Source organism: Aeromonas sp. 30P, assembly GCF_051919805.1.
Taxonomy (GTDB): Bacteria; Pseudomonadota; Gammaproteobacteria; order Enterobacterales; family Aeromonadaceae; genus Aeromonas; species Aeromonas veronii.
Genome location: NZ_JBQBEA010000001.1, coordinates 2,099,033 through 2,123,538 on the forward strand (window position 1 = coordinate 2,099,033; position 24,506 = coordinate 2,123,538).

18 protein-coding genes and 2 pseudogenes are annotated in these 24,506 nt (G+C 59.6%); 12 read left to right on the forward strand and 8 right to left on the reverse strand.

The window, feature by feature from the left end:
• Positions 1-2 precede the first annotated feature (2 nt).
• From mukB to ACTG2B_RS09750, 4 genes are all read left to right on the forward strand, one after another.
• Positions 3-4,430 carry a chromosome partition protein MukB gene (gene mukB / locus ACTG2B_RS09735; protein WP_439995601.1) on the forward strand — a complete coding sequence of 1,476 codons (4,428 nt, stop codon included), beginning with the start codon at positions 3-5 and terminating at the stop codon, positions 4,428-4,430.
• Between the two features lie 220 nt (positions 4,431-4,650).
• Positions 4,651-5,037, forward strand: coding sequence for a septal ring lytic transglycosylase RlpA family protein (locus ACTG2B_RS09740; RefSeq protein ID WP_439995602.1), 387 nt, complete (start codon positions 4,651-4,653; stop codon positions 5,035-5,037).
• Positions 5,038-5,195: 158 nt separating this feature from the next.
• The gene (locus ACTG2B_RS09745; protein WP_439995603.1) at positions 5,196-5,429 is read left to right on the forward strand and encodes a hypothetical protein; all 234 of its coding nucleotides are present in this window, start codon (positions 5,196-5,198) and stop codon (positions 5,427-5,429) included.
• On the forward strand, positions 5,363-5,725 hold the full coding sequence (locus ACTG2B_RS09750) for a DUF6979 family protein (protein WP_439995604.1): 363 nt from the start codon (positions 5,363-5,365) through the stop codon (positions 5,723-5,725). The genes ACTG2B_RS09745 and ACTG2B_RS09750 overlap by 67 nt, the downstream gene beginning before the upstream one ends.
• 36 nt (positions 5,726-5,761) lie before the next feature.
• Here the strand turns inward: ACTG2B_RS09750 and ACTG2B_RS09755 are convergent, their stop codons facing one another.
• From ACTG2B_RS09755 to ACTG2B_RS09765, 3 genes and pseudogenes are all read right to left on the reverse strand, one after another.
• Positions 5,762-6,388, reverse strand: coding sequence for a heme-binding beta-barrel domain-containing protein (locus tag ACTG2B_RS09755; protein WP_042055942.1), 627 nt, complete (start codon positions 6,386-6,388; stop codon positions 5,762-5,764).
• Positions 6,389-6,686: 298 nt separating this feature from the next.
• Positions 6,687-6,890, reverse strand: coding sequence for a hypothetical protein (locus ACTG2B_RS09760; RefSeq protein ID WP_368193708.1), 204 nt, complete (start codon positions 6,888-6,890; stop codon positions 6,687-6,689).
• A gap of 479 nt (positions 6,891-7,369) precedes the next feature.
• A pseudogene (locus ACTG2B_RS09765) lies at positions 7,370-8,609 on the reverse strand (lipase family alpha/beta hydrolase).
• A gap of 212 nt (positions 8,610-8,821) precedes the next feature.
• Here ACTG2B_RS09765 and ACTG2B_RS09770 point away from each other — a divergent pair.
• Entirely contained in the window at positions 8,822-9,826 is a 1,005-nt protein-coding gene (locus ACTG2B_RS09770; protein ID WP_439995605.1) for a Wadjet anti-phage system protein JetD domain-containing protein, read from the forward strand.
• 40 nt (positions 9,827-9,866) lie between these two features.
• Here the strand turns inward: ACTG2B_RS09770 and ACTG2B_RS09775 are convergent, their stop codons facing one another.
• A complete protein-coding gene (locus ACTG2B_RS09775) occupies positions 9,867-10,460 on the reverse strand; it encodes a hypothetical protein (RefSeq protein ID WP_439995607.1) in 594 nt (197 codons plus the stop codon).
• A 610-nt stretch (positions 10,461-11,070) separates the two neighbouring features.
• Here ACTG2B_RS09775 and ygeW point away from each other — a divergent pair.
• The 5 genes and pseudogenes from ygeW (at position 11,071) to arcC (ending at position 17,499) form a co-directional block, all read left to right on the forward strand.
• Positions 11,071-12,258 (forward strand): knotted carbamoyltransferase YgeW, encoded by a 1,188-nt coding sequence (gene ygeW, locus ACTG2B_RS09780; protein WP_201946419.1) that lies wholly within the window; start codon positions 11,071-11,073, stop codon positions 12,256-12,258.
• A 137-nt stretch (positions 12,259-12,395) separates the two neighbouring features.
• On the forward strand, positions 12,396-13,595 hold the full coding sequence (gene dpaL, locus ACTG2B_RS09785) for a diaminopropionate ammonia-lyase (RefSeq protein ID WP_439995609.1): 1,200 nt from the start codon (positions 12,396-12,398) through the stop codon (positions 13,593-13,595).
• Between the two features lie 125 nt (positions 13,596-13,720).
• Positions 13,721-14,938 (forward strand): YgeY family selenium metabolism-linked hydrolase, encoded by a 1,218-nt coding sequence (locus ACTG2B_RS09790; RefSeq protein WP_005336806.1) that lies wholly within the window; start codon positions 13,721-13,723, stop codon positions 14,936-14,938.
• A 110-nt stretch (positions 14,939-15,048) separates the two neighbouring features.
• Positions 15,049-16,471, forward strand: a pseudogene (hydA, locus tag ACTG2B_RS09795) (dihydropyrimidinase).
• A gap of 95 nt (positions 16,472-16,566) precedes the next feature.
• The gene (gene arcC, locus ACTG2B_RS09800) at positions 16,567-17,499 is read left to right on the forward strand and encodes a carbamate kinase (RefSeq protein ID WP_439995610.1); all 933 of its coding nucleotides are present in this window, start codon (positions 16,567-16,569) and stop codon (positions 17,497-17,499) included.
• Positions 17,500-17,652: 153 nt separating this feature from the next.
• Here the strand turns inward: arcC and ACTG2B_RS09805 are convergent, their stop codons facing one another.
• The 4 genes from ACTG2B_RS09805 to ACTG2B_RS09820 all read right to left on the reverse strand — a co-directional run bounded on the left by ACTG2B_RS09805 (position 17,653) and on the right by ACTG2B_RS09820 (position 21,968).
• Positions 17,653-18,876 carry an MFS transporter gene (locus ACTG2B_RS09805; RefSeq protein WP_439995612.1) on the reverse strand — a complete coding sequence of 408 codons (1,224 nt, stop codon included), beginning with the start codon at positions 18,874-18,876 and terminating at the stop codon, positions 17,653-17,655.
• A gap of 55 nt (positions 18,877-18,931) precedes the next feature.
• A complete protein-coding gene (locus ACTG2B_RS09810; protein ID WP_439995614.1) occupies positions 18,932-19,702 on the reverse strand; it encodes an ABC transporter ATP-binding protein in 771 nt (256 codons plus the stop codon).
• Entirely contained in the window at positions 19,695-20,747 is a 1,053-nt protein-coding gene (locus ACTG2B_RS09815) for a FecCD family ABC transporter permease (RefSeq protein WP_439995615.1), read from the reverse strand. Before ACTG2B_RS09815 ends, ACTG2B_RS09810 begins: the two co-directional genes overlap by 8 nt.
• Before the next feature lie 99 nt (positions 20,748-20,846).
• Entirely contained in the window at positions 20,847-21,968 is a 1,122-nt protein-coding gene (locus ACTG2B_RS09820) for an ABC transporter substrate-binding protein (RefSeq protein ID WP_439995616.1), read from the reverse strand.
• 262 nt (positions 21,969-22,230) lie between these two features.
• Here ACTG2B_RS09820 and ACTG2B_RS09825 point away from each other — a divergent pair, with 262 nt between their 5' ends.
• The gene (locus tag ACTG2B_RS09825) at positions 22,231-23,154 is read left to right on the forward strand and encodes a DMT family transporter (protein WP_335832378.1); all 924 of its coding nucleotides are present in this window, start codon (positions 22,231-22,233) and stop codon (positions 23,152-23,154) included.
• A gap of 161 nt (positions 23,155-23,315) precedes the next feature.
• Positions 23,316-24,401, forward strand: a complete 1,086-nt coding sequence (locus ACTG2B_RS09830) for a calcium/sodium antiporter (RefSeq protein ID WP_439995617.1) — start codon at positions 23,316-23,318, stop codon at positions 24,399-24,401.
• Positions 24,402-24,506: the final 105 nt, after the last annotated feature.

Sequence of the window (24,506 nt, forward strand, 5' to 3'; positions counted from 1 at the left end):
CGGTGCGAGGCAAGTTCAAATCCCTGACCATGGTCAACTGGAACGGCTTCTTTGCCCGGACCTTCGATCTCGACCAGCTGGTCACTACCCTTTCCGGCGGCAACGGCGCGGGCAAGTCCACCACCATGGCGGCCTTTATCGCGGCGCTTATCCCCGACCAGTCACTTCTCCATTTCCGCAATACCACGGAAGCGGGGTCGAGCAGCGCCTCCCGTGACAAGGGGCTCTACGGCAAGCTGCAGCGCGGCCACTGCTATTCCCTGCTGGAAGTGATGAACAGCCGCGAACAGCGGATCTGGGTCGGCGTCCACCTCGAACAGGTGGCCAACCGTGACAACAAGGTCAACATCACTCCGTTTGCGCTGGTGGATGTGCCGGAGAATCTAGCGCCGACCGATCTGCTGCTGGAGAAGCTTGATGGCGGCAAGGGGCGGGTACGCGCCTTTACCGACCTTAAAGGGGCGGCCGCCGAGCTGGGTGCGCTGAAAGTCGCCAAGTTCAATACGGTGACCGATTATCACAACTTCATGTTCGAGTTCGGCATCACCCCGAAGAAGTTGCGTGATCAAAAAGATCGCGGCAAGTTCTATCGCCTGATCGAGGCCTCCCTCTACGGCGGCATCTCCTCGTCCATCAGCCGTTCCCTGCGTGAATACCTGCTGCCGGAGAACTCCGGAGTGCGCAAGGCGTTTGCAGACATGGAGGCGGCCATCTATGAAAACCGCCGCACGCTGGAGGCCATCAAGGAAACCCAGGGTCAGCGGGATCTGTTCAAGAACCTGATCACCGAGACCACCCACTATGTGGCAGCGGACTATGTGCGCAATGCCGCCGAGAAGAGCCGCCTCTCCGAGCTGGCCCTCAAGGCGCGTCAGGAGCTGGCCGACAAGCGCCGCATTCTGGCCGAAGAGAAACAGCGCGCTATCTATCTGGCCGATGAAGTGGAGCAGCTCACCAACCGCGAAAAATTGCTGACCGACGAGCTGGAGTCTGCCTCCGAGCATCTGGCCAAGGTGATGGCGGCTGTCAGCTTGCAGAAGAAGATCGAGATGTACCGCGCCGATCTGGCGGATCTCTCTGACAAACTCGAGCAGCAGCAAGCGGTGGTGGAGGAGATCCACGGCCAGCTGCTGGAAGTGGAAGAGCGCAAGGAGTTGGCGCAGGCAGAAGTCGACAGCCTCAAGACCCAGCTGGCCGATTATCAGCAGGCGCTCGATATTCAGCAGACCCGCGCAATCCAGTACCGTCAGGCGGTGCAGGCCCTCGATGCTGCCCGCGAGCAGTGCGAGCTGCCGGGGCTGACCGCCGAGCAGGCGAGCGACACCCTGCACCAGTTCCGCGCAGCCGAGCAGAGTCTCACCAGCCGGGTGCTGGGGGCCGAGCAGCAATTGGCGCTGGCCAAGGCGGCGGTAGCCGAGCATGAAGCGGCGCTGGCGCTGCTGCTCAGCATCGCTCCGGAGACAGTACGTGAGGCCGCCTGGCCCACCGCGCAGGCGCTGCTCAAGCGTCACATCGAAGACAAGGCTCGCATTGCCCAGGGGCAGGGTCTGCGCGCCGCGCTGGCTCGCCTCGAGAAAGAGAGCGAAAGCCAGAAGAATCTCTTCAAGTTGCGTGACGAGCTGCAGCAGGCCTCTGGCCAGCTGATTGCCAGCAGCGATGAGCTGGAGATCTTCCTCGAAGCCCAACGCACTCGTCAGGAGGAGCTCTCCGAGCAGCAGGCGGAGGTGAACCAGCGCCGCGCCAGCCTCGAGCATCAGGGTACCCAGCTAGGCCGCGATATTGCGGAGCTGACCAAGTTGGCGCCGCGCTGGCTGAAATCGTTCGAGAAGCTCGAGCAGCTGCGCGAGCAGAGCGGTTTGCCGCTCGCCACCGCCGAAGAGCTTTCGGCCGGTATGCAGATTGTGCTCGACAAGGAGCGCGAGTTCGAGCAGGAGAGCAACCGCATCGCTGCGCAGAAACAGGCGCTGGAGCTGCAAATTCGCAACCTGCAGCTGGGAGCCGGCGAGGCGGATCCCCGTCTTGCCCGCATTGCCGAGCAGGTGGGGGGCGTGCTGCTCTCCGACGTCTATGACGACATCTCCATCGACGATGCTCCTTACTACTCCGCGCTCTACGGCCCGGCTCGCAGCGCTTTGGTGGTGCTCGACCTTGAGGGTGCCATCGAGCGGCTGAAAAAGCTGGAAGATTGCCCGGAAGATATCTACCTGATTCAGGGCAACCCCGACTCCTTTGACGAGGATTTGGTGGAAGCGGACGAGCTGGGGGACGCCGTGCTGGTGCGTACCAGCAAGCGTCAGGTGCGCTTCTCCCGCTACCCCGAGCTGCCGCTGTTTGGTCGCGCCGCCCGGGAAAGGCGGATCGAGCAGCTCGATCTTGAGCGCGAAGGTCTCATCGAGGGTTACGCCAAGGCCGCTTTCGAGCAGCAGAGGTACCACCGTCTCTACGGTCACTTCCGCGACTTTATCGGTCAGCATCTGGATATCGCCTTCCGCCCCGACCCCGAAGCCGAAGTGCAGGCCAAACAGGCCGAACTGCGCGCGCTGCAAGGGGCCATCGGCGAGTGCGACAAGCAGCTGAGTGATGCCAAAGCGGCCGCCGCCCAGCTGACCCGCCATATCCAGCTGGTACAGGGGATGCTGCCGTTTGCCCACCTGTTTGCCGAGACTGATCTGGCGGCCCGCCTCGAGGCGGCCCATGCCGACGTTGAGGCCCTTAAAACAGCCGAAGCCTTTATCGCCAAACACGGCAAGTCGCTGGAAAAGCTGGAAACCATGGTGCAGGTACTGCGTCAGGATCCGCAGGATCTTGCCGCGTTGCAGGCAGCTTACGATGAGGTGAGCGACCTGCTGGCCGAGCAGAAGCGCCGTTGCTACGCCCTCGATCAGCTGGTGGCCCGTTTGCCGCACTTTGCCTATCAGGATGCGCAAGACCTGCTGGGCAAGGCGTCCGAGATGAGCGAGCGACTCAAAGAGAAGCTGAAGGCGGCCGAGCTTGCCGCCCGCACCGCTGGCGAGCAGCACAAGCAGATTGCCCAGCGCCACACCGAGGCGTTGCAGCTGCGTACCGCGCTCAACTCCAGCGTCGAGGCCAAGCGCCAGACCCTGACCGAGTTCGAGCAGGAGCTGGCGGCCATGGGGCTGACCCTCTCTGACGATATGGAAGAGAAGGCGCGCGCCCACAAGAAAGAGATTGAAGAGCTGCTGATCCGCACCCGTTCCCGTCGCACCAGCGCCGAGGCCCAGTTGCAGGTGACCAAGCGCGAGATCGAATCCCTTGGCGGTCGTCTCAAGCTGGAAGGCAAGGATTACTACAGCGCCCGTAAATCCCTGGTGGGTCACAAGGCGAGCTGGTCACGGGTGGTGCGACTGGCGCGGGAGACCGATGTCGAGAAGCGCCTCAACAAGCGTGAACTGGCGTACCTTGACAGCGACGAGCTGCGCTCCATGTCGGACAAGGCCCTCGGCGCCCTGCGGGTGGCGGTGGCCCACGACGAGGCCCTGCGCGATGCGCTGCGACTGTCGGAGGGCAACCGCAGCACCGAGCAGAAGGTCGCCTTCTATGTGCAGGTCTACCGCTACCTCAAGGATCGCATTCGCAACGACATCATCCGCTCCGATGATCCGGTCGAGGCGATCGAAGAGATGGAGATCGAGCTGGCCCGTCTGGCTGACGAGCTCAAGCAGCGGGAAACCCACCTGTCGCTCTCTTCTCACGAGGTGGCGGCCAAGATCACCAACATCATCCGCCGCGAGCAGAACCGCATCCGGGTGCTCAACCAGGGCTTGCAGAATATCGCCTTCGGTCTGGTGCGCGGGGTGCGCCTCAACGTCAATATCCGCGAGGCCCACACCCGTCTGCTGACGGCGTTGGCCGACCAAACCGCCATGCACAACGATCTGTTTGCAGACAAGGAGCTCAGCTTCTCCGAGGCAATGGCCAAGCTGTTCCAGCGCCTGAACCCGCAAGTAGAGCAGGGGGATCGCAGCTATCAGGTGATGGGCGATGTGCTGCTCGACTATCGCAACTATCTGGAGCTGGAGATCGAGGTGCAGCGCGGGGCCGATGGCTGGCTGCGGGCCGAGAGCGGCGCGCTCTCCACCGGCGAGGCGATCGGTACCGGTCAGGCCATCCTGCTGATGGTGCTGATCAGCTGGGAGGAGGAGTCCCGCCGTCTGCGCGGCAAGGATATCGCCCCCTGCCGCCTGTTGTTCCTCGACGAAGCGGCCCGTCTGGATGGCAAATCCATCGCCACCCTGTTCGAGCTGTGCGAGCGGCAGGATATGCAGCTGCTGATCGCCGCACCCGAGAACATCAGCCCGGAGAAGGGCACCACCTACAAGCTCATCCGCAAGGTGCAGGGCAAGCACGAGCATGTGCATGTGGTCGGCCTGCGCGGCTTCGGCTTTGCCGATGACAAGCTGATTGCCTGAGAAGTCTCTGGCCCATCCGACACGGGATGACCGGTAACTAGTTGAAAGGGAGGCATTTGCCTCCCTTTTTACATGGAAGATATGGCAAAGTAGCCGCACCGTCGCTGCTGCCTGACAACAAGGCGAGAAGTTGCTTGCGAACATGCCGCCAGTGTCACCGGCCGCATCGAAGATGCAAAAATAGCGCAGAGTGGAAAGAAGAAGAGAGGAGAGGGGAAAGGTGCAACATATCCAGAAAGGGCTGCTGTTATCTCTTTGCCTGCTGCTGGCGGCCTGTAGCAGCCGTTATGACGAGAGTCACGGCGGCAGCTGGCGCGGCTATAGCAAAACCGGTTACGCCAGCTATTATGCCGACCGTTATCATGGCAAAAAGACCGCCAGCGGCGAGATCTATCGCACCAACCTCAATAGCGCCGCCCATATGGAATTGCCCTTTGGCGCCATGGTGCGGGTCACCAACCTCGCCAATGGCAAGAGTGTAGTGGTCAAGGTCAATGACCGCGGCGCCTTTAAAAGGGGACGTATTATCGATCTCTCCAAATCGGCCTTTCGTACCATCGGCAATATTCGCGACGGGATTATCAAAGTAAAAATAGAGGTGCTCTAGGCTGGGTGAACCCGTTTATACACGAAAATGGATGTTGATGAATGATAATGGAAGGCTGACATCGACCAGTCAACCTTTCGGTAGATAAAGATATAACATTGATATGGATCAATATTTAATTCAGCTAAAAATGGATTTGTTATCAATGGGAAAAATCGATGATCGTGATTGATATTTATTTTAGCTTATCTCGCCTGTTCGGCCTTACTATGGGGCAAAAGGAGGGATTAGTGATGATTATCTATGGTAAATATGGTGGTGCAGCGCTGAGAGCTGTTCATCTGATGGTGCAGGGAATAATTATGGGCATGCCACCGCCTGGGATATGGCTATTGCTGAAGCATTTGGTGGTGATATCAGCACAGGAAAATTCAAAAATAATCCAAAGGTAACTTTTTTGACTCTTTGCAGTCTTGGTTGTATCAGTTGCATCATGCCAGTTCATTATGTAGCTGCGACCAAAACCAGAGCATATGTGTTGGCTGCCATTGATTTATTGTCACACAAGGATATTACCAAACCGATCAATCCCGAGCAGTTATGGCTGGAAGTGATCTCGGCCTGTAAGTGCGGCAAGCTTGTGAAGCATAACAATCAGATGGATGTCATTCTGACACTTTGGTATGCCGGTGTGCTCAATCCCGAGTGGGATAGGGATGCCATCAGGATAGATTATCGACGAATATAAAAAAGCCAAGGTAATGAATACCTTGGCTATGAAACATCAATTGGTTCTGGTCAGGGATGCACTATCGGAGTGTGCGAATGGCTTGCCATACACCATCAGGTTGGTGGTTTGACTGTATTTGAGGAGATCTTTCTCTGAGAAGTCCAGAGTCATCGAGAAATCCGTGGTGGAATCATTAATGGTCATATAATTGCTTTCCGCAATACCACGCTTGCCCGTCTTGAACTCGATTTTGTTACCCGCTTTGCCTTCAGTGACCACACAGACTGCACGGGGTATACAATATGAGTTGTAAACAAGCTGATTGGTCTTGTCATAAATCAGATAGCCGCGTTGGTCATGAAATTTCCCATTATCGCTTTTTCTGAATACTTCCTGTTTGTAATACATGGCTACCAGATATTGTTCGCTGGCGTTTTTTGCATCGGCCGCCGGTTCAAAGGTAATGACTTCGTAAAAGGGTTCCACTGCCGGCCCCCCTTTGCCAACTTTGCTGCCCTCCTGGCCGGGTGCTACATCTACACCACCAGCATCGGTGCTTTTCCATGTGCCAGCCAACTGAGCTAATGGACCAAAATCCAGACCATTGATAATAGTGCTGGACTCTGCGTGAGCGAGCGTGGCACAGGTAATTAATGCTATGGGTAAGATAACTTTATTCATTGTGATAACTCCATCACTAATAATGACTTGCGAATAAATATGTTCAGCAAAGTAATTGTTATAACGGACCAAGGATGTGGTCAATGATATTGAGTGATGGTGGTTAGTTTTTGTGAGTTATGATTTGTTTTTTCGGGGCTAAATAAATTGAATTTGATATAAGACAATATTGTATTTTTTCATCGCGCTTCCTCAGATATATCGTTATAGAGATAAAGGAACATTGACATGATGCGATGATTATTATGTCAACGGCGTGAATATTTCACTCAGCCCCATCAATTGAAGGCGATAGTCACTAACTCTGCGGCACCCTGACCCCTTTATCGAGATAGAGGCTGCTGTAGTGGGCGCGGTGGGTGACAAACATCACCTGATGGCGGCTGCCGTCGGAGAGGATAATAAAATCCCCCGCCTGAGCGGGGCTTTGCAAGGTGATCTCCTGCTCGGGGGAAGTCAGGCGATCGACATCTTCCTTGAAGGTGAGGGTGTAAGAGAACATATGGCGCTCCACTGCTGGCTCATATCAAACACTCCGTTGAAGGTAGTTGCTGGCAAGGGGGCGCGCGGCGCCCGATTGGCGCTGTTAGACCAAATAGCGGTGATGAGAACGTGCGTGGTTTCAGCTGGGTTGTTTTGCTGAGGTGCGCTTGAGGCGTTTACATCAAGTCCATTGGTATCAAAAGCGATGGGAGAGGGGCAAAAAGGGATGAAAAAACCGCCAGCTGGCGGTTTTTCTTATGCGATGGGCCCTACTTCAGGGCCTTCTTCAGCTTCTTGATCTTGCCTTCATGCTTGGCAATTTTCTCAAGACGAGCGGCGATCTTCTTCTTGATCTCTTTCTTGCTTGCTTTGGCCATCGGTGGCGCTCCTTTGCAGTGGGGACACATTAGGTGTCAGTGTGGGTCTTCCCTTTGACGTCCCAGAGTGCCACAGGGCTCCTTTGTGAACCAGCACTCTGTTGCTTTAATAGCCAGCTCGCTATAACTGCAAGGGGTCGAGCCAGCGCAGCAGTTGCTGGCCCACTTGCGGGCTGGCGAGCAGGGCCATATGGCTGGTGCGATAGACGATCAGGGTATGGGCGGGGAGGAAGGCAAGCTGATGACGCGCCTCGCTGTGCTGACCGAGGGCGCTGCGTAGCGGCACCAGTCCATCGCCAATCAGCCGGTCGGCCAGCAGGCTGCGCTTGGCGGCAGTGGTCGCGGCGATGGCATAACAGTTGACGCTGCAGGGCAAGGGGAGTGGAACGCGGGGATCGCGCAAGGGCACGGCGGGGTCGGGTTGGGCCACTTCGTCGATCACCTTGCCGTGGCGCAGATCCTTGATGCCAATACTGCGCAGCCGCGCCAGCCTGACGAAGGGCTCGCTGTAGGCGATGGCGGGCAGCAACTGCTCCAGCCAGTGACCGGCATGTTCGAGCGGCGCGCCGTGGTGTGGTGTGCCGAAATATCAGGTTGGCAAGGTGTGCAGGCCAGGTGAGCCCGGCTTGGCTAGCATGGTGGCAGGCACTGCGTGCAACCAGTCCCCCCATGCTGTAGCCCATTATCGTTATCTCTTTGAGGTCTCCCGACCAGTGGGCGAACAGCTGTTCCAGCAACAGGGCCAGCGCCTCTCCGTTTTGTGCGATGGGCAGGCCCGAGTTGTAGCGCAAATAAAGAGGCTGATAGCCAAGCGCGTTGGCAAGTTGCTCTCCGTGATTGACCGGTTTGCCTTGATGCTCGGTCTGCCACTGCAGATCGTTCATGCACAGGCCATGGATCATCAGCAGCACCCGTCCCTCGCGGGGTAGATCCTTCGGCATCGCCTGCCAATCGAGGGGCTTGCCCTGATAGCGCAGGGTCATAGGGGTGGCGAGAGCATTGTGGTGTTCGACCAGCTTGTCCCCCAACACGCCATTGAGCGTGGCGATCAGGGCCGCACGTTTTGGGGTTTCGGGGATCTGGTGAGGCGGCGGTGTGGCTGGCAGGCGGCTGAGCAGATGGTTGATGCCGCTGCTTAGGTTGTTGGCGGTGCCATGTACCCCCTTGTAGACCAGCCCGGTGATCCCCGCTGTTTTTCCCTCATCCCATCCCTTGAGCCCCATACCGCTCAGTACCGCCTGATGTACCGCTTCGGTGATCTCTACCGCGGCGGGCAGCGCCAGAGTCAGCAGGTGCGCCAGCTCGCGGATATCCGAAAGATGCCAGGAAGATGATGGCGAGGGGTCTGTGGCGTCGGTCATGGCAAGCCCTTGTGAAAGCGGGTATCGCGTTGTCGTGCCGCGAAGAGCGCAGCGTATCTCTATATCAAACCAGCTTGCGCCCTTTGTGGCGGGTTTACCAGTAACGGGCCATGCATGGCGGGGCTGATAAGAACCGCTTGCGAAGCCGGTCACGGTAATGACAGGGAAAATCATCTCTACTTCGTCATATGAAGCCACATGGAGAGGTGAGGATGTCGCTGTTTGATGAGGTGCAGGTACAGGCGCTCTGTGCAAAGTTGCTCGATAGCCAGAACGAGAAGGGGTGCTCCCTTGAGAGTCGGCATGGCCGCAAGTTGAAAGAGTTGTTGCAGACGAATTGTGGGTTAAGACCTTTTGGGCGAAGCGCTCGTCATGTATTAACCGAGGCGGGACGGGCTTATCTGATCAGACAGCTGGCGCAGGTAGTTCCCCCGGAACAGGACAAGGGTGAGCAGCTGCAACGAATGGGAGTGAGTTTGCCAGCACGGCTCAATCAGGCCTGCTTTTATGCCCTATGGCATGGGGACAGCAAGCATTCGCGGTCAGCATCCCTTGCCGCGCCACTGCTTGCGGACTTGTCGCTCACGCAAGATGAGGTGATCCGCATCCGTTCCCTCGAACCGCTCTCGCTGGTCGATCGGCAGGGTCAGCAGCACGATATGACGGCAATGATGGCGCTGCTGGGGGAGTTGGCGTTGCCGGAGCGGACTCTGGGCACGCTGGCGGCCATCGGCTGGCAAGGGGAGCTTGTCATTACGGTGGAGAATAAGGGGGCCTTTGTCGACTACCCGCTGCAACCCGGGCAACTGCTGCTCTTTGCCCCCGGTCGCAATACCACCTTGGCCAAACAGCTGATCCCGCTGCTGCCTGCGGGCGTGCAGTGGGCCCATTTTGGCGATCTCGATCAACGGGGTATCGATATTGCCATCGAGCTGGCGCGTGAGCTAAATCGACCGGCCATGCTCTGGCTTCCCTGTGAGCTGCAACCTTATCTGGATCACTACGCCCGTCCGGTACGCACCTTTGCAACGGACAGTGGCAAGGTGCCCTGGCGTGTGGCGACGCAGGCTGATCAGGTCGATGATCATGGCTCGCCGGCAGACGTTCCCTGGCTCGATAAACTGATCACAGACGGGACTTGGCTGGAGCAGGAGGTATTGATTCTGGCCCCTCATTGGCGGAGCTGGTCATTGGAAGAGATGGGCAATCAGGTGTGAAACGGGGAGCCCGGGCTCCCCGTCATTTGTGGTCTGCTGCTTACTTGGCGTTGATGGGCCCCTTGGTGCCGGCATCATTATCGACCCAGCCATCTTCACCCTTGATGCGGCGATCCCCCTGAATAGTGTAGATGACCATGCCATCCTTGAACACCAACGCGCCATCGGATTTCTTGGCATTGACCTTCTTGTCGTTGACCCACACCTGATCCTTGCCATCGATGCGGATGTTGGCCACGGTGGCGCCAGTTTGGGGGAAGGTGGCGATCCAGTTGCCCGCATAGGGGCTGCCGCTGGTTGCCGCAGCCGGAGCATTGCCAACACCGGCAGCCGCGTTCTCAGCCTTGGTTTTGTTGATATCGCAGCCATTAAGCTCGCTCACCTGAGTGCAGCCCGAGCGCTCCAGCTTCTGCTCATAGCTCAGATTCAGACCGCCCTCCGCAGCCGGGGCGGGCGTGCCAAATCCCGCCTTGGCATTTTCAGCTTTGGTTTTGTGAATGTCACAGCCCTGCGCCTCGGTGACCTGGGTGCAGCCGGATCGCTCCAGCTGCTCGGCATATTTGGCACTGATGGCGTGGGCAGGGGTGAGCCCGAGCAGGGTCAGGGTGATGAGCAGAGCAGCATTCCTGGACATAGATAATCCCTCAAAGATGTAAGTCATGCAGGTTCATCCGCGCAGTTGCGGCAGTGAACGTCGGCCTCTCCTGAGCATCCGAGACAGATGCGCAGCTGGCGTATTCACGTTAGCACCTTGGGCCAACCGCGCCCATCGATGTGGCCGGAAGATATGGTGAGAGGTGATTCGGGCGGGGAGCGCAGGGGAGGCGAGATAGCAGCAGTGTCAACGCTGGAGAGATCATTCCAAGAGAAAAGGTGTTGCGGGCATTATCATAATGATAACGGCAACCCCGCTGATATCATTTCAGCCCCTGATACTGACCTTTGATGATAATTCTCACCGACGCCGAGATATCGCCTCTGATTATTATCACCTTGCTATTTTATGGTTTGGCTGATCTGCTCACCTTTTTATTGAATAAACCGCTTAAATAGCCGCTGATTTTGTGGGTGGCATCACACACTTTCGCCATCTATTAATATCTGCCTGCATTTTATTGGTTTGGCACGGTTATTGATTGCCTCATATCGACGCTAACCGACGCGCTCACCCACAACCGGGATGCTGGTGACATCGTGAGTGAAAGGGGAGCTATCCATATCTCATCCAATGATTGGGGCGAACGATGAAAGCAGTTAACGAATTAATCAAAGAGATCAGAGCACTCAAATCCAACCTGCATGAAAAAGATTTTCTGCTGACCTGGGAGCAAACGCCTCAGGAGTTGGAGCTGGTATTGAAACTGGCCGAATCCCTCAAGACCCTGCGCGCCGAAAATATCTGCACCAAACTGTTTAACAGCGGGCTCGGTATCTCGGTTTTCCGCGATAACTCCACCCGAACCCGCTTCTCTTACGCCTCTGCGCTGAATCTGCTCGGTCTGGCCCAGCAGGATCTGGATGAGGGCAAATCCCAGATCGCCCACGGCGAGACCGTCCGTGAAACGGCCAATATGATCTCCTTCTGCGCCGATGCCATCGGGATCCGTGATGACATGTTCCTCGGTGCCGGCAACGCCTATATGCGCGAAGTGGGCGCCGCATTGGATGAAGGATTCGAGAAGGGGGTTCTGCCCCAGCGTCCGGCGCTGGTCAACCTGCAGTGCGACATTGATCACCCGACCCAGTCGATGGCTGATCTCGCCTGGTTGCAGGAGCACTTCGGCAGCCTGGAGAGCCTCAAGGGCAAGAAGATTGCGATGACCTGGGCTTACTCCCCGAGCTACGGCAAGCCGCTCTCCGTGCCCCAGGGCATCATAGGTCTGATGACACGCTTTGGGATGGACGTGACCCTGGCCCATCCGGAAGGGTATGACCTGATCCCGGACGTGATCGAAGTGGCCAAAGAGAATGCCAAGGCCTCCGGCGGCAGCTTCCGTCAGGTCACCTCCATGGAAGAGGCGTTCAAGGATGCAGATATCGTCTATCCCAAGTCCTGGGCCCCCTACAAGGTGATGGAGCAGCGCACCGAGTTGCTGCGTGCCAATGACCACGCTGGCCTCAAGGAGCTGGAGAAACATTGTCTTGAGCAGAACGCCAAGCACAAGGATTGGCACTGCACCGAGGAGATGATGACGCTCACCAAGGGTGGCGAAGCGCTCTATATGCACTGCCTGCCCGCCGATATTTCCGGCGTCTCCTGCAAAGAGGGCGAAGTAACCGAAGGGGTATTCGAGAAATACCGTATCGCCACTTACAAAGAGGCGAGCTGGAAGCCCTATATTATCGCCGCCATGATCATGGCCCGTAAATTCTCCGCCCCGGCAGAAACCCTGGAAAATCTGATTAAAGAGGCGCAAAAGCGGGTGAAATAAATAACGGCAGGGCAGGGTGAATATTCATCCTGCCCACACTGTCGAACCCATTATTTTGAGTTTTCTCCCCGTGGCATTTGAATAACGGATCTCCCGGCGAGGCAGCTCTTTGTCAGGTAACGCCTAGTGAGGTAAGCATGTCCCAATTTTCTTTGAAGATGGATATTGCCGATAACCGCTTTTTTACCGCCGAGCCATCTCCGCTGTTTTCTCGCGCCGAAGCACAAAAGGCTCGCGCTTTTCATAAAAAACTGGCCGGTTATGAACCGACCCCATTGTGCGACCTGAAAGCTCTGGCCGCCTATATCGGGGTGAAAAATATATTGGTCAAGGACGAGTCAAAGCGCTTTGGCCTCAACGCCTTCAAGATGCTGGGTGGCGTCTACGCCATCGCCAACCTGCTCTGTGAAAAGTACGGGGTGGCCATCGAGGATTTCTCCTTCGATCTCATCAAACGCACCATCAAGGAGCCGATGACTTTCGCCACCACCACAGATGGCAACCACGGTCGTGGCGTTGCCTGGGCCGCCAAACAGGTGGGTCAGCATGCGGTGGTCTACATGCCCAAGGGCTCGACCCAGGAGCGGGTGGACCACATCCTCAATCTCGGTGCCGAATGCATCGTCACCGACATGAACTATGACGACACCGTGCGCCTGACCATGAAGATGGCCGAAGAGCGCGGTTGGCACATCGTGCAGGACACCGCCTGGGAGGGTTACACCAAGATCCCGACCTGGATCATGCAGGGTTACTCCACCCTGGCCGACGAAGCGGTCGAGCAGATGCAGGCCATGGGCATCAAGCAGCCCACCCACGTGCTGCTGCAGGCCGGGGTCGGGGCGCTGGCGGGCGGGGTGCTCGGTTATCTGGTGGACTGCTTCGGGGCGAAAAACCTGCACAGTATCGTAGTCGAGCCGGATCAGGCCGACTGCATCTACCGCTCCGGCGTGGCGGGGGAGATGGTCAACGTGGGGGGCGACATGCGCACCATCATGGCCGGTCTCGCCTGTGGCGAACCCAACCCCCTCGGTTGGCCACTGCTCAGAAGCTGCACCACCCAGTTTATCTCCTGCCACGACAAGGTGTCGGCATTAGGGATGAGAGTGCTCGGTAACCCTCTTGGCAATGACCCCCGCATCATCTCCGGTGAGTCCGGTTCGGTCGGTACCGGCGTGCTGGCGGCGGTGCGTCACCACCCGGATCGCGCGGCGCTGATGGAACGTCTGGGGCTAAGTCGCGACTCCGTGGTGCTGATCATCAACACCGAAGGGGATACCGATGTGACCCACTACCGGGAAGTGGTGTGGGAAGGCAAACATCCTGCCTGCGACTAACTCTCCCGCCAGAGCAGAGACACGAATTGAAGAACTGATCGCACCTCGCCAACGGGGCGCGGTAACGGGCACAGGGCGCTGCCGATGAACAGGCCGCGCACTCTCAGTTGTTATGGAGAATCACAATGAGCAAGCAAATTCCGTTTGAAATGGTGTTGGAGAAGGCCTACCAGTACAAGGCCGAGATGAGTCAGTTCCTGCGCGACATGATCGCCATCCCGAGCGAGAGCTGCGATGAAGAGCGCGTCGTGCTGCGCATCAAGCAGGAGATGGAGAAGGTTGGCTTTGACAAGGTCGAGATCGACCCCATGGGTAACGTGCTGGGCTATATCGGCCACGGCCCGCACCTGATCGCCATGGATGCCCACATCGATACCGTCGGGGTCGGCAACCGCGCCAACTGGACTTTCGACCCCTATGAGGGGATGGAAGATCACGAGATCATCGGTGGCCGCGGTGCATCTGACCAAGAAGGCGGCATGGCCTCCATGGTCTACGCGGGCAAGATCATCAAGGATCTGGGGTTGGAAGATCAGTACACCCTGCTGGTGACCGGTACCGTGCAGGAGGAGGATTGCGATGGTCTCTGCTGGCAGTACATCATCGAGCAGAGCAAGATCCGCCCCGAGTTCGTGGTCAGTACCGAACCCACCGACTGCCAGATCTACCGTGGCCAGCGTGGCCGCATGGAGATCCGTGTGGAAGTGCAGGGGGTGAGCTGCCACGGCTCTGCGCCTGAGCGCGGTGACAACGCCATCTTCAAGATGGGCCCGATCCTCGGCGAATTGCAGGAGCTGAGCCACAACCTCGGTCATGACGACTTCCTCGGCAAGGGTACCCTGACTGTCTCCGAGATCTTCTTCACTTCGCCAAGCCGCTGCGCTGTCGCCGACAGCTGCGCCGTCTCCATCGACCGCCGCCTCACCTGGGGCGAGACCTGGCAAGGGGCGCTCGACGAGATCCGCGCCCTGCCTGCGGTGCAAGCCGCCGGTGCCGAGGTCTCCATGTATCAGTACGACCGTCCGGCCTACACAGGTCTGGTCTACCCGACCGAGTGCTACTTCCCGACCTGGAAGGTGGAAGAGGATCACATCACCGTCAAAACCCTCTCCAAGGCTTATCGCGAGCTGTTCAACAAGGAGCCGGTAGTGGACAAGTGGACCTTCTCGACCAACGGGGTCTCCATCATGGGTCGCCACGGTATTCCGGTCATCGGTTTTGGCCCGGGTAAAGAGCCGGAGGCCCACGCACCGAACGAGAAGACCTGGAAAGAGCATCTGGTCAAGTGCGCCGCCATGTACGCCGTGATCCCCATGCTCTATCTGGCCGAGCTGGACAAGTAAGGGGACTGCCGGGTGGTGACTGCCATCGCCGCCCAGCTGTTGAAAGTGCCCCGTCTCCATTGAGGCGGGGCCTTGCTGTTTGAAGGCAAAAAGCATTCGAGGTGGTGGGGATGAAACGGCTGATCAAAAACGGTGTGTTGGTCGATGCGCAGGGTGAATATCGTCAGGATCTGCTGATCGAAAACGGGGTGATCCGCGCCCGTGCCGCCGATATCCAGCCCGATGGCGAAACCGAGGTGATCGATGCCAGCGGCTGCTATGTGATGCCAGGTGGCATCGATGTCCACACCCACTTCAACATCGATGTGGGGATTGCCCGCAGTTGCGATGACTTTTTCAGCGGTACCCGTGCCGCCGCCTGTGGTGGCACCACCACCATCATCGACCACATGGGATTTGGCCCGGCGGGGTGCAATCTGCATCACCAGCTGGCCCGCTATCACGATTACGCCGCCGATCAGGCGGTGGTCGACTACAGCTTTCACGGCGTGATCCAGCATGTGGATGACGCCATCCTTAATGAGATGGCCGCCATGGTGCAGGAGGAGGGGATCAGTAGCTTCAAGCTCTATCTCACCTACCAGTACAAGCTGGGGGACCATGACGTGCTGCGCGCCTTGGCCCGCCTCAAAGAGGTGGGGGCGCTCGCCACCGTCCATCCCGAGAATGATGCCGCCATCGCGGCGCGCCGGGCGGCCCTATTGGCCGCCGGTCACCATGAGCCCTGGTATCACCCGCAAAGTCGCCCGCTGGAGTGCGAGGCGGAGGCGATCGCCCGGATGATCAACCTGGCGGGGCTCGCGGGCAATGCCCCGCTCTATATCGTCCACCTCTCCAACGGACTGGGGCTGGAGTATCTGAAATTGGCGCGCCGTCAGGGGCAACCGGTTTGTGGAGACCTGCCCGCAATATCTGCTGCTTGATGACAGCTGTTACTACCGGGAGAACGGGGTCGACTATCTGCTCAGCCCCCCGCTGCGCTCACGCCGCGAGCAGGACAAGCTGTGGGTTGGCATCGCTGCGGGCGACATCGACACGGTGGCGACCGATCACTGCAACTTCTCCCATGCCCAGCGCATGACCCTGTCAGGCGGCGATTTCAGCCGCTGCCCCAACGGCTTGCCGGGCGTCGAGAACCGGATGCTGCTGCTGTTTGCCCACGGGGTGTTGGGCGGGCGCATCTCGCCGTCCCGCTTCGTGGCCCTCACCAGCGCCAATTCGGCGCGCCTGTTTGGCCTCTGGCCGCGCAAGGGCAACTTGCAAGCGGGGTCTGATGCCGATCTGGTGCTGATGGATCCCCGTGGCGAGACCCAGATTCGTCACGCCGCCCTGCACGACAACGGCGACTACAGCCCCTACGAGGGGATGCGTTGTCCCGGCCAGATCAGGATGACCCTCAGTCGCGGCGAGATAGTCGCTCGCGATGGCGAGTTTCTGGGGCTGCGTGGTCACGGCCGTTTTCTAGCCAGAGCGCCCTTTGATCCGGCGTTGGCGCCGGAGCTGCACTCGCCTTGCCCCACAGTGGCAGGCTGACAATCCGTTCGAAACACGCAAATCAGCAAGCTTATGTGAACAACGAAAGGTGGGCCGGTATTGCGCCGGCTTGTCCCATCACTGGAGATAACAAGATGAAACAGAGAATCGTACTGGCCCTTGGCGGCAATGCGCTGGGCAACAACCTGCCCGAGCAGATGAAGGCGGTGCAGAGCACGGTGGGCACCATTGCCGACCTGATCGCTCAGGGGCATGAGGTGGTGGTGACCCACGGTAACGGCCCGCAGGTGGGGATGATCCAGCAGGCGTTCGAGGTGGCGGCCCGCCATGACTCCAAGGCGCCCCATCTGCCCATGTCGGTCTGCGTGGCCCTGAGTCAGGGTTATATCGGTTATGACCTGCAAAACGCCCTGCGCGAGGCACTGCTTGAACGCGGCATCCACAAGCCGGTTGCCACTTTGGTGACCCAGGTTGAGGTTGATAAAAACGATCCCGCCTTCCTCGACCCGAGCAAGCCCATCGGCGGTTTCTTCAGCAAGGAGGAGGCCGAGGCGCTGATGGCGCAGGGTGAGCACCTCAAAGAGGACGCCGGTCGCGGCTATCGCCGGGTGGTCGCATCCCCCAAACCCGTCGATATCATCGAGAAAGAGACCGTCTCTGCCATGCTGGCTGCCGGTCAGGTGGTGATCACCGTCGGTGGCGGCGGCATTCCGGTGCTGCGGGAGGGCAATCACCTGCGCGGTGCCAGTGCGGTGATCGACAAGGATTGGGCCAGTGCCAAGCTGGCGGAGCTTATCGACGCCGACATGCTGATCATCCTTACCGCGGTAGAGAAAGTGGCCATCAACTTCGGCAAACCCGATGTGCAGTGGCTCGATCAGCTGAGCGTGGGAGATGCCCAGTGTTTTATCGAGCAGGGGCAGTTTGCCAAGGGATCCATGCTGCCCAAGGTGGAGGCGGCGCTCTCGTTTGCCACATCCATGCCGGGGCGCAAATCCCTCATCACCCTGCTGGAGAAGGCCGCCGAGGGGATCGCTGGCAAGACCGGTACCGTGATCAGCCTGTAATCATGCGTATTGACCCGCAGGGGCATCCGGCCCCCTGATAGAGTGTGGAGCCTTGGCTCCACACTCAGTTTTATTGGGATGGCGGTGACGGATCATCACTGTCGATCGTGTTCTGCAGGCCAGATGAACCGCTCTGTGGGAGTGGCAATGGGGCTAGTTGGAGTGGCAACCGGTTTTTGTGGATGGCAGAAACCTGTAGAGGCCGATACCGGCGAGCAAACCAATCATCGCCAGCAGCAGCCAGATGACTGTGGCGGGGCGGCTGCCCGCATCCCCCAACATAAAACCGATGAGCAGGTTGCCAAAGAGCGCCATGCAGCCGCCAGCGCTGGCATAGAAGCCGTAGTAGCTGCCGAGCTGCTCGGGAGGGGCGTATCGGGGCAGTTGGGCGGAAAAGAGCGGGAAGCAGAGAATGGATCCGAGCGATAGCAGGGCTACCTGCGTCAACACGCCTGCCGTCGGCCAAGGTGCCAGCAGCGGTAGAGCCAGGTAGCTCAAGCCCATCATCCCGATACCCAACCCCATGGCGAGCGGCACTCCCAGGCGCCTCTCTACCAGACGGGAGGCTGGTAGCTGGAGCAGGACGCCGATCACCGCCGAGAGGGTAAAGACGCCGCCGAGCAGGTAGGTGGCGTCCGGCAGACTCTGGATATGGGCGGGCAGGGCGAGATAGAGCTGGTGGAACAGGATCTGGTAGCTGCCCGCCAGCAGGGTAAACACGATAAATGGGCGCTGGCGCACTATCTCTCTCCATTGGCGCAAAATGGCGCCACGCGGACTCTGGTGGCTCACCGGGCGTTTGGGCAGCACCCGGTATTGCAGCACGCCGAGCAGGGCGAACAGACTCGCCGCCAACAAGCCGGTCAGGGTATAGCTCTGCTGGGTCAGTGTCAGTCCAACCAGGGGCCCGAGCAGCATGCCCGCCTCGCTGGCGAGATTGTGCAGGGCAAAGGCGCGCTGACGCTGGCTCGGGTTGTGGCATTCGCTGGCAAGATACGCCTGGGCGCAAGGGGTGAACAGGGCCCCCGCAAAGCCGGTGAGGGCGGCGGCCAGCAGCAGGATGGGCAGGGACTCGGCCCAGCCGAGCAACACGAAGCCTATGGAGCGCACCAGGCAGCCCCAGACGATGGCGGGGTGATAGCCGATGCGATCCCCAAGGGTGCCCCCCAAGAGAAAGAGCCCCTGCTGGCTGAAGACCCGCATCCCCATGACCAGGCCACAGGCCCAACCGGCGAGACCCAGCCCGCTACCCATGTGCTGGGCGAGGAAGGGCATCATCATGTAGAAGCCGAGGTTGAAGGCCAGCCCGTTGGTGATAAGCAGGCGGGCTGCCGGGCTCATGCCCTGCCAGTCCCGCCAGTAGGAGGCGCCGTTCATGTGCGCCTCCCGCCAGCGCGTGGGTAGGTGGTTGCAGGGGGGGCGCAGCGCTGTGTCATGAGGCCTTTCGCACGGTTCTGAGGAAGGGGATGCCGCTCTGATCGTGGCTTATCTCCACCGGCACATGGTAGAGGCGCTCGATGAGGGCCGCGTCGAGCACCCGGGCGGGGGGGCCGAAGGCCTGCAGATCGCCCCCTGCCAGCACGATCAGCTGATCGGCAAACTGGGCTGCGAGGTTGAGATCGTGCAGCACCACCAGGGTGATCCACTGCTGCTCGCGGGTCTGCTGACACAGGTGCTCCATCAGTTGCATCTGGTGGTGCAGATCCAGGGCGCTGACCGGCTCGTCCAGCATCATGATGCGGGGATCGCGCAGCAGCACCTGGGCAAACAGCACCATCTGCCGCTGGCCGCCGCTCAAGGAGTAGAGGGGGCGATCCGCCAGATGGGCGATGCCGAGCGCTTGCAGGGCGCGGCCCGCCGCCAGAATGTCCTCGTCAGCCAGACGCATGGAGAGGCTGTCGAGGCGACCGAGTACCACCACTTCGATGACGCTCAAGTCCAGCTCCAGCTGGATGTTCTGGGGCATGTAGCCAAACTGCTGGCGCCACTTGGCCTGCGTCATCTGGCGGACACTCTGGCCCCCCAGGCGGATATCGCCGCCATCCGGGGTCAGTTCACCAAACAGGGTGCGCATCAAGGAGGTCTTGCCGGTACCGTTCGGACCGATGATCACGTGGACTTGACCCGGATGCAGGGTGAGGTTGAGCTCTCGCAGCAGGGTCTGCTGGCCGAGGGAGAGGGTGAGTCGGGATATTTCAAGCACGTTTACGCCCCCTGCCGAGGATCAACCAGATGAAGAAGGGCACGCCAATCAGAGCGGTGACAATGCCGATGGGAAAGAGGGCCCCCGGAATAATGGACTTCGAGAGCACTGAGGCCGCCGAGAGCATGCAGGCGCCGCACAGGGCCGAGAGCGGGATCAAAAAGCGCTGATCTTCCCCCACCAGCATGCGAGCAATATGGGGTGCCACCAGGCCAACGAAGCCGATGACACCGACGAAACTGGTGGCGGTGGCGGTGAGCAGGGCGACCAGGATCAGGGTCTTCATGCGCAACCTGTCCACGTTGACCCCGAGGCTGCGGGCGCGGGCTTCCCCGAGGCGCAGGCTGGTGAGGGCCCAGGCATCCCGGTAGATGAGCAGGGTGCAGATCAGGGTGATGGCGGCGGTGATGATCAGGGAGTCCCAGGTGGTGCGCATCAGGCTGCCAAACAGCCAGAACAGGATCTGCTGGTTGAGCTCGGGGGAGGAGAGAAACTGCAGCAGGGAGAGCAGGGATTGGAACAGGAACAGCAGGGCGATGCCCGCCAGGATCAGGGTCTGGCTGCTGACATGGCGCATCATGGCCAAGCCAAATAAAAGGCTCGCGGCAAACATGCAGAGGATGAAGGCGCCAGCCGGAATGGCAATCAGAGGAGGGAGCCCAAGACCGCCGGTATAGAGCGCCAGTGCGGCACCGAGCCCCGCTGCGGCAGCGAGCCCCAGGGTGTAGGGGCTGGCCAGCGGATTGTCCAGCAGGGTCTGCATCTGGACGCCGCCAAGGCCCAGCGCAGCACCGACCACCAGCGCCATCAGGGCGATGGGCAGGCGCATGTCATGGACTATGGTGCGGGTCATGGGATCGGCCTGGGCGGGGGCGAGCAGGGCATCGACCACTTCGCCCAGTGGCAGCAGAGAGGGGCCGGTGGCGATGTCGAGCACCAGGGTAATGCACAGCACTAGGGTGAGCAGCAGGAGCCAGTGCCCGCGACGGCGCTCCCGTTGCCGCTGGCGGGCGAGGGTCTGCTGCAGGGCAGCCAAATCATTCATGATGACAATCCTGAAACGGGCGCCATGAGAGGCGCCCACAAGGGTGAAAGAGGGATGAAGAGGGTTCTGCCTAGACAGGCAAAGCCCGAACGACCGGATTCAGTTTGCGTCACCCTGCTTGATGCCCAGCATAAATGTGCCCTGGGGACGGATGGGCAGATAGCGCTGGTAGAAGCCCTGATAGGTGACCAGTGGATCGAGATCCTGGAACAGATCCGGGTAGAGGGCCTTGGCCATGAACTCGATGAGCGCGGCATCCATGATGCTGCGGGTGGCGCCGTGATAGACCGCATAGAGACGACCCTGCTGCACTGCGGGCAACTCGCTCCAGCCCGGGCGGGCGGCAAAACCCTGCAGACGCTGGCGCACGGTCTCAGCCGACACATCCTGGCCGACCTGCATCGCCTCTGCGCTGCTCACGCTCTCGTAGCCCGCCATCAGGATGACTTCGGGTTTGCTCGCCAGCAGTTGCTCAGGATGGATGGGGCCCCAGCGCTCGACGAAGGGAGCCGCGACGTTGTCACCCCCGGCCAGCAGGGCCATCGCGCCCCACATGTCCTTGCCATAGGTGTAGCTGTACTCGGCCGGGCCCTTGTCACCCAGCTCGATATAGACCCGAGGGGGCTGGCGCTTCGCGTTGGCAACGCGGGAGGTGATGATGTCAATCTTGGTCTTGTATTCGTCGGCCATCTGTTGGGCACGAGCTTCCTGACCTGTCACCTTGCCCAGCAGCAAGGTGCTCGCCATGTGGCGCTCCAGGGTCTGGGCGTTGTAGTCGATGACCACCACCGGGATCCCGGCCTGTTCGAAGCGTGGCAGATCCGGGCCGAGGGCCTCATATTGCCACTTCGCCAGGATCAGCAGATCGGGCTTGACCGCCAGGGTCTTCTCGATGGAGAAGCTCTGATCCTGCACATTGCCAAGGTCAGGCACCTTGGCCAGTTGCGGCAGGCTGGCCACATAGAGCGACCAGATGGCGGGGCGGGACTTGACGAACCAGCCACGGGACATGCCCACCAGCCGATCGGCGCCGCCTTCACCGGCCACGGCCAGATAATCCTCGGGATAGAAACCGAGCACGATACGGCTGGCCGGAAGGCTGAGGGAGACCTTGCGGCCCATCACATCTTCTACTTCAACCGGGGGATTTGCCTGCGCCATCCAGCTCATCAGGGCGAGCTGACCGAGCAGCAGCAACTTTGCCAGGGGGTGACGAAACATCTTGTGAAAACCTTGAACGGATTTTGGGGTGAGAAGTATTAGCATTTGCATTTAATGATGGCAATCGATTTTACCAAGGGTCAGATAAGGGACGTATATAGCGTATTAGTCGTTCGAGGCCCACCTTGGCAAGGTTCTTCGTCAACGCCCCTCTTCAGGGGGCGTGCACGTTTGGGCTGTCGGCCCCCACAAGAGTAAGATGGTCCTTTTAGGGGCTGGTTAGCCCGGCATGCAGGCGCACAGGCGCCAAAAAGGCAGAGTAATGAGCACAAAGATCAATATGGCGGCGTTGGGGGGACTGGTCCTGCTCACCGCCATCTGGAGTTACAGCTGGATCGTGATGAAGCAGGTGATGCTCTACGCGGGGGCGTTCGAGTTCACCGCCCTGCGCTGCTTGTGCGGTTCATTGGTGTTGTTGCTGGTGCTGGCCCTGCGTGGCCGCCGTTACCTCAAACCCACCCCGTTTCGCTATACATTAGCCATCGCCCTGTTCCAGACCTGCGGCATGGTGGGGTTGGCCCAGTGGGCGCTGATCAGCGGCGGGGCGGGCAAGGTGGCTATTCTGAGCTACACCATGCCGTTCTGGGTGGTGATCTTCGCAGCGCTCTTTCTGGGGGAGCGGATGCGCAAGCTGCACTATATGGCTGTCGGGGTGGCGGCCTGCGGGCTGCTGCTGGTGATACAGCCCTGGCTGCTGCACCTTGAATCCCTCAAGAGTGCGCTCTTGGCGATCCTCTCCGGCATCTGCTGGGGGATCAGCGCCATCATCGCCAAGCGGATGTATGCCCGCCACCCCGGGGTGGATCTGATGTCCCTCACCACCTGGCAGATGATCTACGCCACCCTGGTGATGACACTGGTGGCCGCACTGGTGCCGGAGCGCCCCATCGACTGGCAGCCCTACGTGATGGGGGCGCTGGCTTATAGCGCCATCTTCGCCACGGCGCTGGCTTGGAGCCTCTGGCTGTTCGTGCTGAAAAAGCTGCCGGCGGGGATTGCCAGCCTCAGCACCCTGGCGGTGCCGGTAACCGGCGTGCTGCTCTCCTGGTGGCTGCTTGGGGAAAATCCGGGGCCGGTGGAGGGGAGCGGCATCGCCCTTATCGTAATGGCGTTGTTGGTGATTAGCCGCAAGGGCAAGCGCTCCGTGGTATCGGTGGCGGGGGAGACCCGTATCAAGCACGGTTGAGGGGTGACTGGGCTGCCAGTGGCACAATAAACAGCACTCAAAAGAGCCCGCGACAGGGGACCAGCCCCTAGTTACAATGGCGTGGTCTGACTGTGCTTGGAGCACAGGTATCTGATTTATTGTGATTATTTCAACAAACCTAACGGCAAGGATGAGACCGTATGATGACGCTGGTGTGGTTGGCTGTAGGCCTGGTGTGTCTGGTGGTGGGGGCCGAATCTCTTGTGCGGGGCGCATCTCGCCTCGCCACCATGATGGGGATATCGCCACTGGTGGTGGGATTGACCATAGTGGCCTTTGGGACCAGTGCTCCCGAGCTGGCGGTGAGCATCCAGTCTGGCCTCGAGGGGCAGGCAGGGATAGCGGTGGGGAACGTGGTCGGCAGCAATATTTTCAACGTGCTGTTTATTTTAGGTATTTCGGCACTGATCGTACCGTTGACCGTCTCCCTGCAACTGGTACGTCTCGACGTTCCCTTGATGATAGTGGTCTCTTTTCTGGTGTTGTTGCTGGGCTACGATGGCCGTATTGCGCCACTGGAAGGGGCGCTGCTGTTTGCCGGCATCATCGCCTACACCGGGTTTCTCTTTGTCCAGAGTCGACGGGAAAACAAAGCGGTGCAGGCGGAGTACGAGCAGGAGTTTGGTACCCGTGAAGCGAGTACGGCGGGCAACTGGTTGCGCAATCTGCTCTTTATTGCCGCAGGTCTGGGTCTGCTGATCCTCGGCTCCCGCCTGCTGGTTGGCAGTGCAGTGGAGATTGCCCACTACTTCGGGGTGAGCGATCTGATCATCGGCTTGACCATAGTGGCTGCCGGTACCTCCTTGCCCGAAGTGGTGACCTCCATCGTCGCAGCCCTGCGCGGGGAGCGGGATATCGCGGTGGGCAACGTGGTCGGCAGCAATATCTTCAATATCCTCTGCGTGCTGGGACTCACCTCCATGGTGACGCCGGGAGGGCTTGAAGTGTCGGCCACCGCCCTTCAGTTCGATATTCCGGTAATGATTGCGGTGGCGCTTGCCTGCCTGCCCATCTTCTTTACCGGTTACACCATCGCCCGCTGGGAAGGGGCGCTGTTCCTGGCCTACTACATCGGCTACACCTGCTGGCTGATCCTCCACGCCACATCCAGTCCGCTGCAAGGTCAGTTCAGTGCAGCGCTAACCGGTTTTGTATTGCCGCTCACCGCCATCACTCTGGTTGTGCTGGCGGTGCGAGCCTGGCGATTGCAACGAACCCGGTCGTGATGCAGGTTCTCCTGATGTAAAGGAGCTGCATCAACCGACAGGCCGAAAAAAGCCCCACCATCACGGTGGGGCTTTTGCTTGGCGCTGAGGGGGGACGCGCTGTGC

Excerpts from the sequence above, each read along its gene's own strand:
- ACTG2B_RS09825 (WP_335832378.1), top strand. The coding sequence starts at position 22,231 with ATGAGCACAAAGATCAATATGGCGGCGTTGGGGGGACTGGTCCTGCTC.
- ACTG2B_RS09820 (WP_439995616.1), bottom strand. The coding sequence starts at position 21,968 with ATGTTTCGTCACCCCCTGGCAAAGTTGCTGCTGCTCGGTCAGCTCGCC.
- ACTG2B_RS09815 (WP_439995615.1), bottom strand. The coding sequence starts at position 20,747 with ATGAATGATTTGGCTGCCCTGCAGCAGACCCTCGCCCGCCAGCGGCAA.
- ACTG2B_RS09805 (WP_439995612.1), bottom strand. The coding sequence starts at position 18,876 with ATGAACGGCGCCTCCTACTGGCGGGACTGGCAGGGCATGAGCCCGGCA.
- ACTG2B_RS09770 (WP_439995605.1), top strand. The coding sequence starts at position 8,822 with ATGTCGCTGTTTGATGAGGTGCAGGTACAGGCGCTCTGTGCAAAGTTG.
- ACTG2B_RS09750 (WP_439995604.1), top strand. The coding sequence starts at position 5,363 with ATGGCTATTGCTGAAGCATTTGGTGGTGATATCAGCACAGGAAAATTC.
- ACTG2B_RS09755 (WP_042055942.1), bottom strand. The coding sequence starts at position 6,388 with ATGAATAAAGTTATCTTACCCATAGCATTAATTACCTGTGCCACGCTC.
- ACTG2B_RS09830 (WP_439995617.1), top strand. The coding sequence starts at position 23,316 with ATGATGACGCTGGTGTGGTTGGCTGTAGGCCTGGTGTGTCTGGTGGTG.
- ACTG2B_RS09760 (WP_368193708.1), bottom strand. The coding sequence starts at position 6,890 with ATGTTCTCTTACACCCTCACCTTCAAGGAAGATGTCGATCGCCTGACT.
- ACTG2B_RS09745 (WP_439995603.1), top strand. The coding sequence starts at position 5,196 with ATGATCGTGATTGATATTTATTTTAGCTTATCTCGCCTGTTCGGCCTT.
- dpaL (WP_439995609.1), top strand. The coding sequence starts at position 12,396 with ATGTCCCAATTTTCTTTGAAGATGGATATTGCCGATAACCGCTTTTTT.
- ACTG2B_RS09775 (WP_439995607.1), bottom strand. The coding sequence starts at position 10,460 with ATGTCCAGGAATGCTGCTCTGCTCATCACCCTGACCCTGCTCGGGCTC.
- arcC (WP_439995610.1), top strand. The coding sequence starts at position 16,567 with ATGAAACAGAGAATCGTACTGGCCCTTGGCGGCAATGCGCTGGGCAAC.
- ACTG2B_RS09790 (WP_005336806.1), top strand. The coding sequence starts at position 13,721 with ATGAGCAAGCAAATTCCGTTTGAAATGGTGTTGGAGAAGGCCTACCAG.
- ygeW (WP_201946419.1), top strand. The coding sequence starts at position 11,071 with ATGAAAGCAGTTAACGAATTAATCAAAGAGATCAGAGCACTCAAATCC.